18 protein-coding genes are annotated in these 15551 nt (G+C 71.3%); 9 read left to right on the top strand and 9 right to left on the bottom strand.

Translation table 11 applies throughout. The annotated features are described in order from the left end of the window. A partial coding sequence (locus FV229_RS27530; protein ID WP_187275204.1) for a hypothetical protein occupies positions 1 to 1221 on the top strand: 1221 nt, incomplete at its 5' end. A 153-nt stretch (positions 1222 to 1374) separates the two neighbouring features. Further along, entirely contained in the window at positions 1375 to 2052 is a 678-nt protein-coding gene (locus FV229_RS19275; RefSeq protein WP_210246613.1) for a GIY-YIG nuclease family protein, read from the top strand. 128 nt (positions 2053 to 2180) lie between these two features. On the opposite strand, the gene FV229_RS19270 is transcribed toward FV229_RS19275, so the two are convergent. From FV229_RS19270 to FV229_RS19240, 7 genes are all read right to left on the bottom strand, one after another. After that, positions 2181 to 3188: an SMP-30/gluconolactonase/LRE family protein gene (locus tag FV229_RS19270; RefSeq protein WP_147753509.1), complete on the bottom strand. Its 1008-nt coding sequence runs from the start codon at positions 3186 to 3188 to the stop codon at positions 2181 to 2183. A gap of 109 nt (positions 3189 to 3297) precedes the next feature. Next, positions 3298 to 4893 (bottom strand): galactarate dehydratase, encoded by a 1596-nt coding sequence (garD, locus tag FV229_RS19265; protein ID WP_147753507.1) that lies wholly within the window; start codon positions 4891 to 4893, stop codon positions 3298 to 3300. A gap of 26 nt (positions 4894 to 4919) precedes the next feature. Continuing rightward, the gene (locus tag FV229_RS19260) at positions 4920 to 6293 is read right to left on the bottom strand and encodes an MFS transporter (protein ID WP_147753506.1); all 1374 of its coding nucleotides are present in this window, start codon (positions 6291 to 6293) and stop codon (positions 4920 to 4922) included. A gap of 144 nt (positions 6294 to 6437) precedes the next feature. After that, positions 6438 to 7331 (bottom strand): 2-hydroxy-3-oxopropionate reductase, encoded by an 894-nt coding sequence (locus FV229_RS19255; protein ID WP_147753505.1) that lies wholly within the window; start codon positions 7329 to 7331, stop codon positions 6438 to 6440. 429 nt (positions 7332 to 7760) lie between these two features. After that, entirely contained in the window at positions 7761 to 8525 is a 765-nt protein-coding gene (locus FV229_RS19250; RefSeq protein ID WP_147753504.1) for an HpcH/HpaI aldolase/citrate lyase family protein, read from the bottom strand. Between the two features lie 114 nt (positions 8526 to 8639). Further along, a complete protein-coding gene (gudD, locus tag FV229_RS19245) occupies positions 8640 to 10001 on the bottom strand; it encodes a glucarate dehydratase (RefSeq protein WP_147753503.1) in 1362 nt (453 codons plus the stop codon). A gap of 146 nt (positions 10002 to 10147) precedes the next feature. Then, entirely contained in the window at positions 10148 to 11038 is an 891-nt protein-coding gene (locus FV229_RS19240; protein WP_147753502.1) for a LysR substrate-binding domain-containing protein, read from the bottom strand. Positions 11039 to 11263: 225 nt separating this feature from the next. Between FV229_RS19240 and FV229_RS19235 the strand changes: the two genes are divergently transcribed. Together FV229_RS19235 and FV229_RS19230 are read left to right on the top strand one after the other, a co-directional pair. After that, a complete protein-coding gene (locus tag FV229_RS19235) occupies positions 11264 to 11500 on the top strand; it encodes a hypothetical protein (protein WP_147753501.1) in 237 nt (78 codons plus the stop codon). Further along, complete coding sequence (locus FV229_RS19230; protein ID WP_147753500.1) at positions 11497 to 11709, top strand: hypothetical protein; 213 nt, start codon at positions 11497 to 11499, stop codon at positions 11707 to 11709. The genes FV229_RS19235 and FV229_RS19230 overlap by 4 nt, the downstream gene beginning before the upstream one ends. A 109-nt stretch (positions 11710 to 11818) precedes the next feature. Here FV229_RS19230 and FV229_RS19225 read toward each other — a convergent pair whose 3' ends face one another. Continuing rightward, on the bottom strand, positions 11819 to 13144 hold the full coding sequence (locus FV229_RS19225; protein WP_147753499.1) for an MFS transporter: 1326 nt from the start codon (positions 13142 to 13144) through the stop codon (positions 11819 to 11821). Here FV229_RS19225 and FV229_RS27800 point away from each other — a divergent pair. Both FV229_RS27800 and FV229_RS19220 read left to right on the top strand, forming a co-directional pair. After that, positions 13143 to 13364, top strand: a complete 222-nt coding sequence (locus FV229_RS27800; protein WP_210246612.1) for a hypothetical protein — start codon at positions 13143 to 13145, stop codon at positions 13362 to 13364. The genes FV229_RS19225 and FV229_RS27800 overlap by 2 nt on opposite strands. Then, complete coding sequence (locus tag FV229_RS19220) at positions 13361 to 13816, top strand: GNAT family N-acetyltransferase (protein ID WP_147753498.1); 456 nt, start codon at positions 13361 to 13363, stop codon at positions 13814 to 13816. The genes FV229_RS27800 and FV229_RS19220 overlap by 4 nt, the downstream gene beginning before the upstream one ends. 15 nt (positions 13817 to 13831) lie before the next feature. Here FV229_RS19220 and FV229_RS19215 read toward each other — a convergent pair whose 3' ends face one another. Beyond that, positions 13832 to 14089: a hypothetical protein gene (locus FV229_RS19215; protein WP_147753497.1), complete on the bottom strand. Its 258-nt coding sequence runs from the start codon at positions 14087 to 14089 to the stop codon at positions 13832 to 13834. Between the two features lie 61 nt (positions 14090 to 14150). On the opposite strand from FV229_RS19215, the gene FV229_RS19210 reads away from it, so the two are divergent. From FV229_RS19210 to FV229_RS19200, 3 genes are all read left to right on the top strand, one after another. Next, positions 14151 to 14690 (top strand): hypothetical protein, encoded by a 540-nt coding sequence (locus FV229_RS19210; protein ID WP_238273267.1) that lies wholly within the window; start codon positions 14151 to 14153, stop codon positions 14688 to 14690. Between the two features lie 251 nt (positions 14691 to 14941). Continuing rightward, positions 14942 to 15310 (top strand): DUF393 domain-containing protein, encoded by a 369-nt coding sequence (locus FV229_RS19205; protein WP_147753496.1) that lies wholly within the window; start codon positions 14942 to 14944, stop codon positions 15308 to 15310. 50 nt (positions 15311 to 15360) lie between these two features. Continuing rightward, a partial coding sequence (locus tag FV229_RS19200; RefSeq protein WP_147753495.1) for a hypothetical protein occupies positions 15361 to 15551 on the top strand: 191 nt, incomplete at its 3' end.

The raw sequence follows: 15551 nt of genomic DNA, 5'->3' as shown, positions 1-15551 counted from the left end.
CGCCCTGCGCTTGCCGGCGCGCTGCCGTCCCACGCCTGCGCGGACTTCACCGGCTCCGTCGGCGTCAACACCCATTTCGGGCACGGCGGGACCCCCTACGTCGACCGGTTCGCACGCTGCGCGGCGGCGCTCGACGAGCTCGGGATCCGGCACCTGCGCGACGACATCGTGCTGCCGGGGGCGGAGGCGTCGGCGCCGCCGCAATTCCAGCGGATCGCCGAGCTGGCGCGGGCCGGCCACCGGTTCAGCCTGGTCTTCTACGACGGGCTCGACGTCGGGCCGCTGGTGCCGCCCCGGCGCCTGCCCGACGTCGCCGCCTGGTGCGCGGGCGGGCTCGAGATCGCCGAGGGCAGCAACGAGCCCAACATCGCCGCCGGCGCCGGCCGCCCGCAGGCCTCGGCCGAGCACCAGCGCGCGCTCTACCGGGCGGCGCGCAACGCCGGCGGCGCGCTGAAGGTCGCCGGGCCGAGCTACGTCCAGGCCAACGTCGCGGCCGCCGAGTCGCTGGCTAACGCCGTCGACTTCGGCAACATCCACCCGTACCCCGGCATGGAGCACCCGGAGACCACCGGAAACGGCGACCTGCGCCGATTCATTGCCGCCGCCCGGCCGATCTTCGGCCGCGCCCCGCTGCTCGCCACCGAGAACGGCTACCACACCGCGCTCGCCACCAGGAGCTTCCACTTCCCGGTCTCGGAGGCCGTGCGGGCGCGCTACACCCCGCGCCTGCTGCTGTGGAGCTTCCTCCTGGGCATCCGCCGCACCTACCTCTACGAGCTGATCGCCTCGGTCGACCGGGGCGAGGCCGACCCGGAAGGCCATTTCGGCCTGCTGCGCTTCGACGGCGCGCCGACCCAGACCTTCCGGGCGGTCGCCAACCTGATGCGCCTGTTCCGCGCCGGAGCCGCGGCCCCTGCCTCCCCCCTCGACGTGGCGATTGAGGCGGCCCCGCGCGACCTCCAGGCCGTCCGCTTCCTGCGCGCCGACGGCGCCGTCCTCGTGCCCCTCTGGCTCGGGATCGACGGCTGGGACCCCATCAAGCGCCGGGCCCGGCCCGACGCGCCGGCGCAAGCCGTCGCCCTGACGCTGTCGGCCGAGCCGAAGGCGGCCCGCCTCCACCGCTTCGCCGACGACGGCTCCGTGAGCGTGGAGACGCTTGCGCCCCTCCGGACGCTGACCGTCGGGGTGACGGACCGGCTCGCGTTCGTCGAGCTGACTTGATCGGGGAGATCGGGGGCTGGGTGTGCGCGCGAGAGTTGGCTTGCGACCAAGTGCGGACGATCAGACGGTCTGTTTTTGGGCCGTCGAATAGATCAACTACAGCAGCTTGGTCAGAGACCTGCAAGACCACCGCAGCAAACTGATCCATTGCCATTGTCCGCAGATTTCCTGTATCAGATGATTATGGATAGCATCGATCGTACAAGTTCAGGCTCGGGTCTCAGCATCGTCTACCTACTAACCAATCCCGCGATGCCTGGGCTCGTTAAGATCGGCCGCACGGCACAGGACACAGCCCAGGCACGGCTTGATCAGCTCTACACGACGGGCGTGCCAGTGCCATTCGAGCTGGTTTTTGCTTGCCGGGTCGAGGACGCGGTTCGCGTAGAGCAGGCCCTGCACATTGCCTTTGCTCCTCAACGCGTTAACGCGCGACGGGAGTTCTTTCGCATAGAACCGGAGCAGGCACTCGCAATCCTCCGTCTCCTACACATCGAAGACGCGACGCAGGTCGTCGAGGATCAGTCGTCCTCGATTTCCGAACAGGAACTTGGGGCTACACGGGCGCTTCGCGCGCGCCGACCAAACCTAGACTTCACGGTCTTGGGCATACCTATCGGTGCAGAGTTGCAATGTACGCGGAACGATGCCGTGGTGTTCGTCGTCGGATCTCGAAAGGTCCGTCTCGGAACAGACGAGCTATCGCTTACCGCGGCAACCCGTGAAGTCATGCAGCTGGAATACAGCGTCGCGCCCGGCCCATTCTGGAGCTACCAGGGCAGGTCCATCTCTGAGTTCTACGAGGACGCGTACGGCGAGCCGTCCGCTTAAGGACTTTTAGTACGATCGCCGAAGCCGAAGGTCTGCTTCCCAGCCGCTGTCTAATTTCGGCTGACCATCCCTATCAGACGGTACCCAGCTTCAGTCTTGAACCAGCAACGCCAAGTCGCAAACACCCCCTACCGCACCGCCCCTCGCGTGTTGACGAACAGCGCGTAGAGCGACTTCGTCGAGGCCATGAACAGGCGGTTGCCGTCGGCGCCGCCGAAGCACAGGTTGGCGCAGCGCTCCGGCAGGCGGATGCGGCCGATCGCCTTGCCCTCGGGCGAGACCACCAGGACGCCGTCGAGGTCGGCGCCCATGCCCCAGCCGCACCAGAGGTTGCCGTCGGCGTCGGCCCGGAACCCGTCCGCGGTGCCCTTGCCGCAATCGAAGAACACCCGGTCGTCGGTCAGCCGCGTGCCGTCTTCCACCACGTCGTAGACCCGGATGAGCCGGTTCGGCTGGGCGCGGGATTCGATGACGTAGAGCTTTGTCTCGTCGGGCGAGAAGCACAGCCCGTTCGGGCCGGCGATGTCGGCCACCACCACCGTGGCCTGTCCGGTCCGCGGGTCGAGGCGGAACACCTGGCCCGGCCGTTCGGGCCTGGCCATCGCCTCGTAGGGGTTGGGGCCGAAGGGCGGGTCGGTGAACCAGATCGAGCCGTCGGAGCGGCAGACGACGTCGTTCGGGGCGTTGGCGGGCTTGCCCTCGAAGCCGTCGAACAGGGTGGTGATCGTGCCGTCGTGCTCGGTGCGGGTGACCCGGCGGGTCTTGTGCTCGCAGGTGAGCAGGCGGCCCTGGCGGTCGCGGGCGTTGCCGTTGGCGTAGTTCGCGGGCTTGCGGAACACGCTCGTCGCGCCTGTCGCCTCGTCCCACCGCAGGATCGCGTCGCTCGCGACGTCGCTGAACAGCAGGCAGCGCATGTCGCCGAACCAGACCGGCCCTTCCGCCCAGCGAAACCCCGTGGCGATCCGCTCCACCGTCGCGGAGAAGATCCGGTACTTGGCGAACGACGGGTCGAGGATCTCGATGGCCGGATCGGGCAGGCGCTCGGAGGGCTCGAAGGCGGCAAGCGCCCGGCCCCTTGGGCCGAGGGTGGCGGCGCCCGCGAGCGCGAGCAGGGTCCGGCGATCGAGGGCGCCCATGGTGATCCTCCCGGCCGGCGTCGTCCCGGCCTGCATGTCGTCTCGTCGTCGGCGGGCCCGGCGCATGGCGTGCGCCTCCTCCGCCCTCAAGCGTGCGTCGCGAAGGCTGTCAGGTGATCGGGGCCGGGTTGAACAGCGTCAGGTCGTTGAACAGGCCCCAGCGGTCGGACCAGGGTTTCTTGCGCCCGCTCGCCACGTCGAGGATCAGGCGGAACAGCTCCTCGCCGACCTCCTCGATCGTCGCGTCGCCGGTGGCGATGCGGCCGGCGTCGAGGTCGATCAGGTCGGACCAGCGCTGGCTGAGCTCGGTGCGGGTCGCGACCTTGATGACGGGGCATTGCGCGAGGCCGTAGGGGGTGCCGCGTCCGGTCGAGAACACCTGCAGCGTGATCCCGGAGGCGAGCTGCAGCGTGCCGCAGACGAAGTCGCTCGCCGGCGTCGCCGCGAAGATCAGGCCCTTCTCCGTCACCCGCTCGCCCGGGGCGAGCACGGCGGAGATCGCCGAGGTGCCGGACTTGGCGACCGACCCGAGCGCCTTCTCGACGATGTTGTTCAGCCCGCCCTTCTTGTTGCCGGGCGACGGGTTGGCGCGCCGGTCGGCCTCGCCCTTGGCGAGGTAGTCGTCGTACCAGGCCATCTCGCGCACCAGCGCCGCGGCGACGGCCGGGTTCTTGGCCCGCGGCGTCAGCAGGTGGATCGCGTCGCGGACCTCGGTGACTTCGGAGAACATGACCGTGCCGCCGGCCGCGACGATCAGGTCGGCGCAATGGCCGAGCGCCGGGTTGGCGGTGACGCCGGAGAACGCGTCGCTGCCGCCGCATTGCAGCCCGACCACGAGGTCGGAGGCCGGGCAGGTCTCGCGGCGGCGCCGGTTCAGGATCTCGAGCCGGGCTTCCGCCATCGCCATGATGCTGTCGAGCATCATCGCGAAGCCCTGGTGGCGCTCGTCCTGCATCCGCACGACGCCGCCGTCCTCGGCCGCGTCGCCGTCCGGCAGCAGGCGCTCGGAGACGAGCTTTTCGCAGCCGAGACCCACCACCATCACCTCGCCGCCGAAGTTCGGGTTGCGGGCGAGGCTCTGCAGGGTGCGGATCGGGATCACCGCCTGGGGCGCGTTGATCGCGACGCCGCAGCCGTAGGCATGGGTCAGCCCGACCACGTCGTCGACGTTGGGGAAGCGCGGCAGCAGCTCCGCCTTGATCTTGCGGATCGCCACGTCGAGGGTGCCGGCGACGCATTGCACGCTGATCGAGATCGCCAGGATGTTCTTGGTGCCGACCGACCCGTCCGGGTTGCGGAACCCCTCGAAGGTGTAGCCCTGGAGCGGCGCCGGGGGCGCCGGCACGCGGGTCGCCATCTCCAGGGCGTCGAGCGCGGGCGCGGTCGGGGTGGCGACGCGCGATTCCTCGACCCAGGCGCCGCGAGGGATGTCCTGCGTCGCGATGCCGACGACCTCGCCGTAGCGGCGCACCGCGCCGCCCTCGGGAATCGCCGCGAGCGCCACCTTGTGGCCCTGCGGCACGAACTCGACGAGGGTCAGCCCGTCCGGGAACGCGGTGCCGGCCGGCAGGCCGAACGCGTTGACCACGATGGCGACGTTGTCGCTCGCATGCAGGCGGATGGTGCGGGGGGCGTCGCCCAAGGCGGGCCCGGCCGGCTGGGCCGGCGGGGCTTCGATCACGGCGTCGATCACGGCGTCCTGCATCGGATGCTCCCTGGTGGCGGTCGGTCTCAGGCGCGACGCAGCTCGACCCGCCGGATGTCGCCGACGAGGAGGAGGTAGGCGCTCATCGCCACGAGCGCGTTGATCCCGACGAAGACCAGCGCCGTGTCGAACGAGCCCGAGGACTGGACGAGATAGCCGATGATGATCGGCGTGGTGATGCCGGCGGTGTTGCCGAACATGTTGAACAAGGCCCCGCTCAGGCCCGCCGCCTCCTTGGGCGAGGTGTCGGACACGACGGCCCAGCCCAGCGCCCCGAGGCCCTTGCCGAAGAAGGCCGCCGCCATCAGGCCGATCACCAGGGCTTGGGAATCGACGTAGTTGCAGGCGATGATCACCATCGAGAGCACCATGCCGGCGATGATCGGCACCTTGCGGGCGATGTTCAGCGAGCCGGTCCGGCGCAGGAGGGCGTCCGAGATCACGCCGCCGAGGATGCCGCCGACGAAGCCGCACAGGGCCGGCAGGGAGGCGGTGAAGCCGGCCTGGAGCACGCTCATGCCGCGTTGCTTGACGAGGTAGATCGGGAACCACGTCAGGAAGAAGTAGGTCATCACGTTGATGCAGTGCTGCGCCACGTAGATGCCGAGCAGCATCCGGTTGCCCAGAAGCTGCTTGATGGTGCCCCAGGTGCTCACCGTCGCGGTGCCGGCGGCCGGTGCGGCGTCGGCCCGCGCGGCCTTGGCGGGGTCCGCCGGGCTTGCGCCGACCTGCACCAGCGCGCCGCCCCGGGCGATCTCGTCGAGCTCGGCCGGCGTGACGTTCGGATGGTCCTCGGGGTCGTGGATCAGCCAGACCCAGAGCAGCACCATCACGAGGCCGATCAGGCCCATGGCGAAGAAGGCGTAGCGCCAGCCGAAGCTCTGGGTGACCCAGGCGGTGAGCGGCGCGAACAGCACCGGCGCGAAGTACTGGGCGGCGTTGAACACGGCCGAGGCCTTGCCGCGCTCGGCCGCCGGGAACCACGCGGTGACGAGGCGGGCGTTGCCGGGGAAGGACGGCGCCTCGGCGACGCCGACCAGCATCCGCATCAGGAAGAACACCGTGACCGCGGAAGCCGCGCCGAGGAAGCCGGCCCAGCCCTGGACGAAGGTGAAGAACGACCAGAAGAACACGCCGCCGGCATAGATCCACTTGGTGCCGTAGCGGTCGAGCAGCCAGCCGCCGGGGAGCTGGGCCGCGACGTAGGACCAGCTAAAGGCGGAGAGGATGTAGCCCATCTGCACGGGCGTGATGCCGAATTCCTGCGCGATCGGCACGCCGGCGATCGAGATGATCGCCCGGTCGGCGTAGTTCAGCACCGTGACCGCGAACAGCACGAGGAGGATGACGTAGCGGACGCGGAATCGCGTCGCCGCCTGCACCGGAATCGCCAGCGACATGGTTTCCTCCTGCGGAATCGCCCAACGGATGCGTGCCCGTCGCGGTCGGTTTTCGTCAGGGTTCGAGACTAGTCCGCCCGGTCGATACCTTCCAATCCAAACGATGGATCGATCGATGCCGTCGCGGCATCGATCGAGCCAGGGTCAGGCGGCGCCGACCTCGTGGTCGGCCATGAGCTCCAGGGCGCGGACCATCGCCGAGTGGTCCCACGCCGCGCCGCCGTTGGCGACGCAGGCCGAGAACAGCTGCTGCGCCAGCGCGGTCGCCGGCAGGCTGACGCCGAGGGCGCGGGCGCCCTCCAGCGCCAGGTTCAGGTCCTTCTGGTGCAGCCCGATGCGGAAGCCCGGATCGAAGGTCCGGTCGATCATGCGCTTGCCGTGCAGCTCGAGGATGCGCGAGGTGGCCAGGCCCCCGGTGATGGCCTCGCGGACCTTGGCCGGGTCGGCGCCGGCTTTGGATGCGAACAGCAGGCCCTCGGCCACCGCCTCGATGGTGAGCGCGACGATGATCTGGTTGGCGACCTTGGCCACCTGCCCCGATCCGACCGGGCCGACATGGGTCACGGTCTTGCCCATGGCCGAAAACAGCGGCTGTACGCGCCCGAAATCGGCCTCGTCGCCGCCCACCATGATCGAGAGGGCGGCGTTCCTGGCCCCGACCTCGCCGCCGGAGACCGGCGCGTCGAGGTAGGCGCCGCCGCGCTCGGCGATGCGGGCGGCGAAGTCCTTGGTCGCGATCGGCGAGATCGAGCTCATGTCGACCACGGTCTTGCTGGTCTTGCCGGTCTTGATCGCGTCGGCGACGCCGTCCGCGCCGAACAGCACCGCCTCGACGTCGGGGGTGTCGGGCAGCATCAGGATGACGATGTCGGCGTGGCTCGCCACCTCGGCGGCGGTGGCGCAGGCCGTGCCGCCGGCGGCGACCAGGGCCTCGGGCACCGCCCGGCGGCTCTTCAGGAACAGGCTGTGCCCGGCGGCGATCAGGTGCCCGGCCATGGGGGCGCCCATGATGCCGAGGCCGATGAATCCGATGTTCATGGTGGTGTCTCCTGGAATGGCGCGGCGCGTCCTCCCTCGCCCGTCGTGGGCGACAGGATTCACGCATCCCTGAATTCTGGCGGTTCGCTTTGCGCGCATCCCCTCGCCCCGCACGGATCTCGGGCTCGCCCGAGATCCGAACCTGCCTGCCGAAATCGGGCAGGCCCGACTTCGGTGGGGGAGAGGGCTTCGGCGACCTCGTCGTCGGCGAAGCGAGGCGGCAGCCGACGGCGGGGGGGGGCGCCCCGGAGGAGGCTCATCCGGTCGCGCCCCCTCACCCCCGCTTCGGCTTCGCCTCCGCTCCCCAGCTGCACGACGGGGGGCAGCCGGGCCTCTCCCCGCGCGCGGGGAGAGGGGAACCCGCGCTGCCTTCGGGATGCGCGGCGAGACGTGTGAGCCCGGTCGCCCGCGAAGGGCGAGGATCTCGGCTCAGCCCTTGAAGCGGGCGGCGAGCGCCTCGGACTGGCGGGCGAGCAGGCCCATGTCGGAGCCGACCGCGGTGAAGCGGGTGCCGGCGGCGATGTAGCGGTGGGCGAGCTCTTCGTTGGCGGTGAGGATGCCGGCGTGCTTGCCGGCCTTCCCGATGCGGGCGACGGTCTCCTCGATGATCGCCACCACGTCCGGATGGTTCTGCTGGCCGAGGTAGCCGAGGCTGGTCGAGAGGTCGCCGGGGCCGACGAAGACGCCGTCGACGCCTTCGACGGCGGCGATCTCGTCGAGGTTGTCCAGCGCGCGGCGCGACTCGATCTGCACCGCCACGAAGATCTCGGCCTCGCAGCGGGCGTGATAGTCGGGGATGCGGCCGAAGCGGGCGGCGCGCGGCGCCTGCGAGAAGCCGCGCACGCCCCGCGGCGCGTAGCGGGTGGCGGCCACGGCGCGGCGGGCCTGGTCGGCGTCGTCGATGTTGGGGATCATCAGCGACTGCACCCCGGTGTCGAGGATGCGCTTGATGGTGATCGCCTCGTCGCTCGGCACCCGCACCATGGCGTGGGCGGGGCTCTCCATCATCGCCTGGACCTGGGCGTAGACGTCCCGCAGGTCGTTGGCGGAATGCTCCATGTCGAGGAGCAGCCAGTCGAAGCCGGAGCCGGCCACGACCTCGGTGGAGATCGGGCTGGCGAGGCTGCACCACAGGCCGATCTGCTGATGGCCTTGGCCGAGCGCCGCCTTGAAGCGGTTGGTGAGGACGTCCATCGGATGGTCTCCTGTTGGAATCGGTCTTGAATCGGACGGTTTCGACGCCCCACCCCCGTCATTCCGGCGCTCGCCTTCGGCGAGCGCCGGAATGACGGGGGGAGGATGTCGCCCTCACCGCACGAGGCAGGGGCGCTTGTTGTCGAAGGTCCAGTCGGGGACGAGGAACCGCATCGCCGCCGCGTCGTCGCGGGCGCCGAGGCCGTGGTCCAGGTAGAGGGCGTGGGCCGCCTCGACCTCGGCCATGTCGATCTCGATGCCGAGGCCGGGGCGCTCCGGCACCCGCACGAGGCCGCCGCGGATCGTGAGCGGTTCCTTCGTCAGGCGCTGGCCGTCCTGCCAGATCCAGTGCGTGTCGATCGCCGTCACCTTGCCGGGGGCGGCGGCCGCGACGTGGGTGAACATCGCTAGCGACACGTCGAAGTGGTTGTTCGAGTGCGAGCCCCAGGTCAGCCCGTGGTCGCGGCAGAGCTGGGCCACGCGGACCGAGCCGGCCAGCGTCCAGAAATGCGGGTCGGCCAGCGGGATGTCGACGGCGCCGAGCTGGATCGCGTGGTTCATCTGGCGCCAGTCGGTGGCGATCATGTTGGTGGCGGTGGGGAGCCCCGTCGCGCGGCGGAACTCGGCCATGATCTCGCGGCCCGAGAACCCGTCTTCGGCCCCGCACGGGTCCTCGGCGTAGGCGAGCACGTCGCCCCGCCCCTTGCACAGGTGGATCGCCTCCGAGAGCGACCACGCGCCGTTCGGATCGAGGGTGACGCGGGCGTCGGGGAAGCGCTTGTGGATCGCGGTGACGGCGGCGATCTCGTCCTCGCCGGCGAACACGCCGCCCTTCAGCTTGAAGTCCTCGAACCCGTAGGTCTCGTGCGCGGCCTCGGCCAGGCGGGCGACGGCGTCGGGCGTCAGCGCCTCCTCGTCGCGCAGCCGCATCCAGCCGTCGCGGGCGGTCGGCTCGCGGTAGGGCAGATCGGTGCGGCGGCGGTCGCCGACGTAGAACAGGTAGCCCAGCATCGCGACGGCGTCGCGCTGCTGGCCCTCGCCCAGCAACGCCGCCACCGGCACGTCGAGGAACTGGCCGAGCAGGTCGAGGAAGGCGGATTCCACCGCCGTCACCGCGTGGATGGTGACGCGCAGGTCGAAGGTCTGGAGCCCGCGGCCGCCGGAATCGCGGTCGGCGAAGCGCGCCCGCATCGCGTTGAGCACCGCCTGCCAGGCGCCGATCGGGCGCCCGACGATCAGCTCGCGCGCCTCTTCCAGAACGCCGCGGATGCGCTCGCCGCCGGGCACCTCGCCCAGGCCCGTCGCGCCGGTGGAATCCTCGAGGATCACCAGGTTGCGGGTGAAGAACGGACCGTGCGCGCCGCTGAGGTTGAGCAGCATGCTGTCGCGGCCGGCGACCGGCACGACCCGCATCGCGGTGACGGTGGGGGTGCGCGAGAATCCGCGCGACGGGGCATCGACGGCGTCGGCCTGCATGGTCGCCTCCCGGGGCGTTGACGGGACCGGCGTCTGGCGCGCCGTCTACGCGAAGTTCTCGCAAGGATGCCGATGCGGGTCCAAGCCAAAGGCTGGATCGATCGATGCGTGGCGTGCATCGATCTTGGCATCGATCTTGGCATCGATCATCCCGGCGGCAGCGCCGCCAGGATCGCGATGAGGCGTGCGATCAGCGGGTCGTCGCCGTCGCGGCGCAACGCGAGGTGCAGCTCGGCCGGGCGCGGCGCCGGCAGGCGCAAGGGGCGGAACGCGACCTCCTCGAAGCGCAGGCGCTCGGCCGCCGCCGGCACCAGCGCGACGCCGAGCCCCGCGCGCACCAGCGCCAGGATCGAGTGGATCTGCGTCAGCTGCTGCACGATGCGCGGCTGGATGCCGGCCTCGGCGAACAGGCCGCGCACGAGGTCGTGGAAGTAGTGCGCCTCGTTGGGCGCGTAGGCGATGAACGGCTCGCGGTCGAGGTCGGCCAGCGTCAGCGTCGCACGCTCGGCCAGCGGGTTGCCGGCGGGCACGGCCACCACCATCGGCTCGGCCAGCGCCCGCACCGAGGCGAGGTCGGGATGGGTGACCGGCGGGCGGACCAGCGCCGCGTCGATGCGCCCGCCCAGGAGTTCCTCGACCTGGTCCTTGGTCACCATCTCGCGCAGCGAGAGCGTCACGTCCGGCAGCTCGGCCCGGGCCGCGATGACGAGGCGCGGCAGGAAGTCGTAGGCCGAGGCCGCCGTGAAGCCGAGCTTCAGCACCCCGGCCCGGCCGGCCGCGACCTGGCGGGTGACGTGGGTCGCGGTCTCGGCGAGCCGCAGGATGCGCTGCGCCTCGGGCAGGAAGCTGCGCCCGGCGGCGGTGAGGCGCACCGAGCGGCTGGTGCGGTCGAGGAGCTGCACGTCGAGGACGCGCTCCAGCACCTGGATCTGCCGCGACAGCGGCGGCTGGGTCATGTTCAGCCGGGCGGCGGCCCGGCCGAAATGCAGCTCCTCGGCCACGGTCGCGAAGCACCGGAGCTGGCTGAAGTCGAACATGCGTGCTCCTGACGGGACCCACCGGCTCTCGGGCGTACCGGACTTCCTTGCATCGCGCTGACGGTCGCGGCCAGACGGACGAGGCCAGCAAGGCGCCGATCGGTCCTGTCGGCTTGCCCCGCGATGCGCTTGACGGTCGTCGCCGTCGTTGACGGTCGTCCGAGCCTCCCTCATTTTGCGGACATGTTCGCGGGGGTTCCCCGGGCGCATCACGGGATGACTCCGATGGCCGGCACGTCCGCTCCGAACAGCCTCAACGTCGCCGAGCAGGTCGCCCGCGTCCTCCGGTCGAACGCCGAGACCCAAAAATTCATCGAGGAGCAGGCCAAGCTGCGTGCCGAGGCGGACAAGCTCGCGCGCGCGCGTGCCTTGGCACCCTGGCAGGTCGCCCTGTCCGGCATGGCCGCGGGTGCTGCGCTGTTCGGCGCGGACGCCGCCTTCGTCAAGGTGCTGGGCGGGTGACCGCCAGCCGCCTCCGCGACGTGCTCGCCCGGCTGCGCTGGTCGCAACGGGGCTTTGCTCAGGCGCTGGCCTGCGATGACCGCCTGGTGCGCCGCTGGGCGTCCGGGGATGCCGCGATCCCGCCCGATGTCGCCCGCTGGCTCGAAGCTCTGGCCGAGGCGCATACCCGCCACCCCGCGCCCGAAGGGTGGCGGCGGCGGTCCGCTTGAGCAGGTTGCGCAGGCGTGCCGTGCGGTCCCGCGCAACCTGCGACCGATCGGGACGCGTGACCGAAGACACGTCGCCGTTGAAGCGTTGCCTTGCCGACGCGAGCCGGCCCTAGCGCAGCTCCACCCGCCGGATCTCGCCGACGACGACGAGGTAGCAGAAGACGGCGACGAGCGCGTTCAGCCCGACGAACACCAGCGCGCCGTTGAACGACCCCGTCTGCTGCACGATGTAGCCGATCGCGATCGGGGTGGTGATGCCGGCGGTGTTGCCGAAGGTGTTGAACAGGCCGCCCGAGAGGCCGCCGCCCTGGCGCGGCGAGGTGTCGGAGACCACCGCCCAGCCGAGCGCCCCGACGCCCTTGCCGAAGAAGGCGAGCGCCATCAGCCCGACCACGAGGGCGTCGGTGGCGACGTAGTTGCAGCCGACGATCACCATCGAGAGCAGCATCCCGCCGACGATCGGGATCTTTCGCGAGGCGGTCAGCGAGTAGCCGCGCTTGAGCAGCCGGTCCGAGATCCAGCCGCCCAGGATGCCGCCGACGAAGCCGCAGAGCGCCGGCAGCACGGCGGCGAACCCCGCCTGCAGGATCGACAGGCCGCGCTCCTTCACGAGGTAGACGGGGAACCACGTCAGGAAGAAGTACGTCAGCGTGGTGATGCAGTACTGCCCGACATAGATCCCGAGCAGCATGCGGTTGGCGAGCAGCTGCCGGATGGTGCGGCCGGCGTCGACCTGGGCCACGCCCGCGTCGCGCCCGTCCATGTCGAGGAGGGCGCCGCCGGCCTCGATGTAGTCGCGCTCCCCCTGGTTGATCGCGGGGTGCTCCTTCGGGCCGTGGATCACCTGGGTCCACAGCAGGGCGAAGGCGATGCCGAGCGCGCCCATCAGGGTGAAGACGTGGTGCCAGCCGTAATGGTGGACGACGAAGCCCATCAGCGGCGTGAACAGCACGGTGGCGAAGTACTGCGAGGAGTTGAAGAAGGCCGAGGCGGTGCCGCGCTCGGCGGTGGGGAACCACGCCGCTGTGATCCGGGCGTTGGCGGGAAACACCGGCGCCTCGGCGAGGCCTACGAGGAGCCGCAGGCCGAACAGCACCGCCACCGCGGTGAAGCCGGTGAAGAAGCCGACGGCGCCCTGCATCAGCGTGAAGGCCGACCACAGGAAGATCGCGCCGGCGTAGACCCACTTCGCGCCGTAGCGGTCGAGCAGCCAGCCGCCGGGCAGCTGCGCCAGCACGTAGGACCAGGCGAAGGCGGAGAAGACGTAGCCCATCGCCACCGCGTCGAGGCCGAGGTCCTTGGCCAGCGACGGCCCGGCGATGGAGAGCGTGGCGCGGTCGGCGTAGTTGATGGTGGTGGCGATGAAGAGCATCGTCACGATGAGGAGCCGCACGCGGCTGCGCTTCACCGCGGTCATGGCGAGACCCGCGCCCATGGCGACCTTCTCCCTGAAGGCGGACCGCCCGGCCGTTGCCGGTGCGGACAGCGGTCGTTCTCTGACGACCCCTCGACGGGGTCCCGGCAACCGCTTGCGACCTCAGGTTAAGGGCGTGCTCGGCGCGGCGTCCAACTCAAAGGCTGAATGGATCGATGCAGGCTGCGCATCGATCGGCGGTGGGATGACGATGAACGACGTGGATGGGGACGGGGCTTGAGCGGACGGTACGGGCTGGAGATCCGGGCAGCCAACGCCGCCGACGCGCCGGGGCTCGCCGCCTTGATCGGCGCGGCGGGGCGGGGCATCGCGGTGCGCGACCTCGCCGAGCGGATCGAGGCCCTGCGCGGCCGCGACGGCGCGGCCCTCGTCGCGGTCGAATGGGGGCCGCCGGGCGGCCTCGTCGTGCTGCACTGGTATCATACGCTGGTGGCCGAGCCGACCGCGCAGATCACCACGCTCCTCGTCGCCCCCGACGACCGTCGGCGCGGGCTCGGGCGCCTGCTGCTCAAGGCCGCGGCGCAAGCCGCGCGCAGCGCCGGATGCGACGGGCTGGAGATGCTGCTGCCGCCGGACCGGCCGGACCTCGAAGCCTTCTGCGCGGCCACCGGCTTCGTCGCGGCCGGCACCCGGATGACGCGGCCGCTGCGCAAGAAGGGCGGCGAGCGCTGATGGAGGGCGCGGAGCTCAGTGCACCGTCGCGCCTTGGTCCGGGTCGATCTCGACCGCCTCGGCGAAGGGGAATTCCAGCACGATCTCGCCCTCCGCGTCGGTGACGACGAGGTCGGCCGTCATCAGCCGGGCTTGGTCCCGGCCGACGCCGAGCGCCGCCAGGACGGTGTCGCGGGCGGTCTCCCAGGCCGCGTCGGCGTCCGGCAGCTCGGCGCCGTCCGGGTCGGTCACCCAATCGTCGCCGATCCGTGTGTTGAAGAAGTAGCGCGGCACGGTACAGGCTCCTGGACGCATCGGGGCTTCACGCAGGCGAAGCGGGATTTCGGAGCAAGACATGGTGAAGCGCAGCCGCGCCGCAACGCCGGGCGAGGCCGGCCAACTCGCGACGTGGTCGCCGCGCGCGGCGCTGACCACCGCACTCGTGCTCGCGTCGGTCGCGGGCGCCCGCGCGCAGCCGGCGGACGTTTCCGACGCGCGGGTGCTGGCGCTGGTGCGCGGGCACCGCACGCACGGCTTCGTCACCGTCGGCCAGAGCCTCGCCTACGCCGAGCGGGCCCGGCCCCAAAGCTTCCGGCTGGCGCGGGCCCGGGTCGAGCGGCGTGCGGGCGAGCCGTTCACCCGCGTCCGCCTCTGCTATTGGCTCCGCCCCGCCGGACGCCCGGCCGAGCCGGCTTGCGGGATCGACTACCTCGTCACCGACGGCCCGCCCCATGTCGAGGTCGCGGAGGCCTTCGGCGGCCTCGGCCGCGAACTCGAAGCCGGCCGCGAACGCTTCGTGCGCGCGCTGGACCGCGAACTCGACCTCCGGCGCGATCCGGCCGCGAAGGCGCTCGACGACGCGCTGGCGCCGTTCGACCCCTACGACCGCCGGTAGGGCGGACGCCATCGTCTTCACGCATCTCGCCACGTCTCCCGAACGGGAGAGGGGGGGCGCGCCGCGCCGTGCTCAGCGCGATCCTGGAAAGGTCACGCCCCTCATCCTGTCCTTCTCCCCCCGGGAGAAGGGACCCGCGCTTGAACTCCGGCCCCTGAGCGGGATCTGCGACCCCGGCCTCGCGGCGTCCGGCCGCGCTGCCGTCGTGGCCCCGCCCCCTATCTCCTAAAACATCGCAGGAGGACCGTTCCGTGCCCGACGAGACGCTGACCGTCTATTACAACGGGGCCTGCCCGCTCTGCCGGGCGGAGATCGGGCATTACCGCCGCTGCCGCGGGGCCGATCGCATCGCCTTCGTCGACGTGGCGCCCGACGGCGCGCCCCTCGGGCCGGACCTCGACCGGGCGGCGGCCCGCGCCCGCTTCCATGTCCGCGACGCCGACGGCCGGCTCCGGTCGGGGGCCGCCGGGTTCGCCCGGCTCTGGAGCGCGCTGCCGGGCTGGCGCTGGCTCGCGGGGCTCGCGCGGCTTCCGTTGGCGATGCCGCTGGCCGAGATCGCCTATCGCGCGTTCCTGCCGCTGCGTCCGCGCATCGCCCGCCTTCTGGTGCGCAACCGTTGAGAACCCGTCGCCGCGCTTGATCCCGTGGGCCGCGGCCGAGAAGGTAGGGCATGGCTCGCAAGCGCATCCACCTGACCACCGACATCCTCGCCGACGCCCTGCACCGGCTCGGGATCGCGGCGGCCGCGGTCGATCGCGAGGCGTTGCGCCGGGCGTTGGGGCTCCCTGAGCAGGACGGGTTCGTCGAGGACGCCGCCGTGGCGGCCGCGCTCCGCGACGGCGACGCGCGGCGGGCCTTCAC

This window comes from Methylobacterium sp. WL120 (genome assembly GCF_008039465.1).
GTDB lineage: Bacteria > Pseudomonadota > Alphaproteobacteria > Rhizobiales > Beijerinckiaceae > Methylobacterium > Methylobacterium cerastii.
Note: the sequence above shows the minus strand (reverse complement) of the source record. Positions and strands in the feature narration are given on the sequence as shown.

Bases quoted from the DNA above. Each gene is read 5' to 3' on its own strand.
- FV229_RS19225 (WP_147753499.1), bottom strand. From the start codon at position 13,144: ATGGGCGCGGGTCTCGCCATGACCGCGGTGAAGCGCAGCCGCGTGCGG.
- FV229_RS27800 (WP_210246612.1), top strand. From the start codon at position 13,143: ATGGCGACCTTCTCCCTGAAGGCGGACCGCCCGGCCGTTGCCGGTGCG.
- FV229_RS19210 (WP_238273267.1), top strand. From the start codon at position 14,151: ATGGTGAAGCGCAGCCGCGCCGCAACGCCGGGCGAGGCCGGCCAACTC.
- garD (WP_147753507.1), bottom strand. From the start codon at position 4,893: ATGCAGGACGCCGTGATCGACGCCGTGATCGAAGCCCCGCCGGCCCAG.
- FV229_RS19235 (WP_147753501.1), top strand. From the start codon at position 11,264: ATGGCCGGCACGTCCGCTCCGAACAGCCTCAACGTCGCCGAGCAGGTC.
- FV229_RS19260 (WP_147753506.1), bottom strand. From the start codon at position 6,293: ATGTCGCTGGCGATTCCGGTGCAGGCGGCGACGCGATTCCGCGTCCGC.
- FV229_RS19255 (WP_147753505.1), bottom strand. From the start codon at position 7,331: ATGAACATCGGATTCATCGGCCTCGGCATCATGGGCGCCCCCATGGCC.
- FV229_RS19240 (WP_147753502.1), bottom strand. From the start codon at position 11,038: ATGTTCGACTTCAGCCAGCTCCGGTGCTTCGCGACCGTGGCCGAGGAG.
- gudD (WP_147753503.1), bottom strand. From the start codon at position 10,001: ATGCAGGCCGACGCCGTCGATGCCCCGTCGCGCGGATTCTCGCGCACC.
- FV229_RS19270 (WP_147753509.1), bottom strand. From the start codon at position 3,188: ATGGGCGCCCTCGATCGCCGGACCCTGCTCGCGCTCGCGGGCGCCGCC.
- FV229_RS19250 (WP_147753504.1), bottom strand. From the start codon at position 8,525: ATGGACGTCCTCACCAACCGCTTCAAGGCGGCGCTCGGCCAAGGCCAT.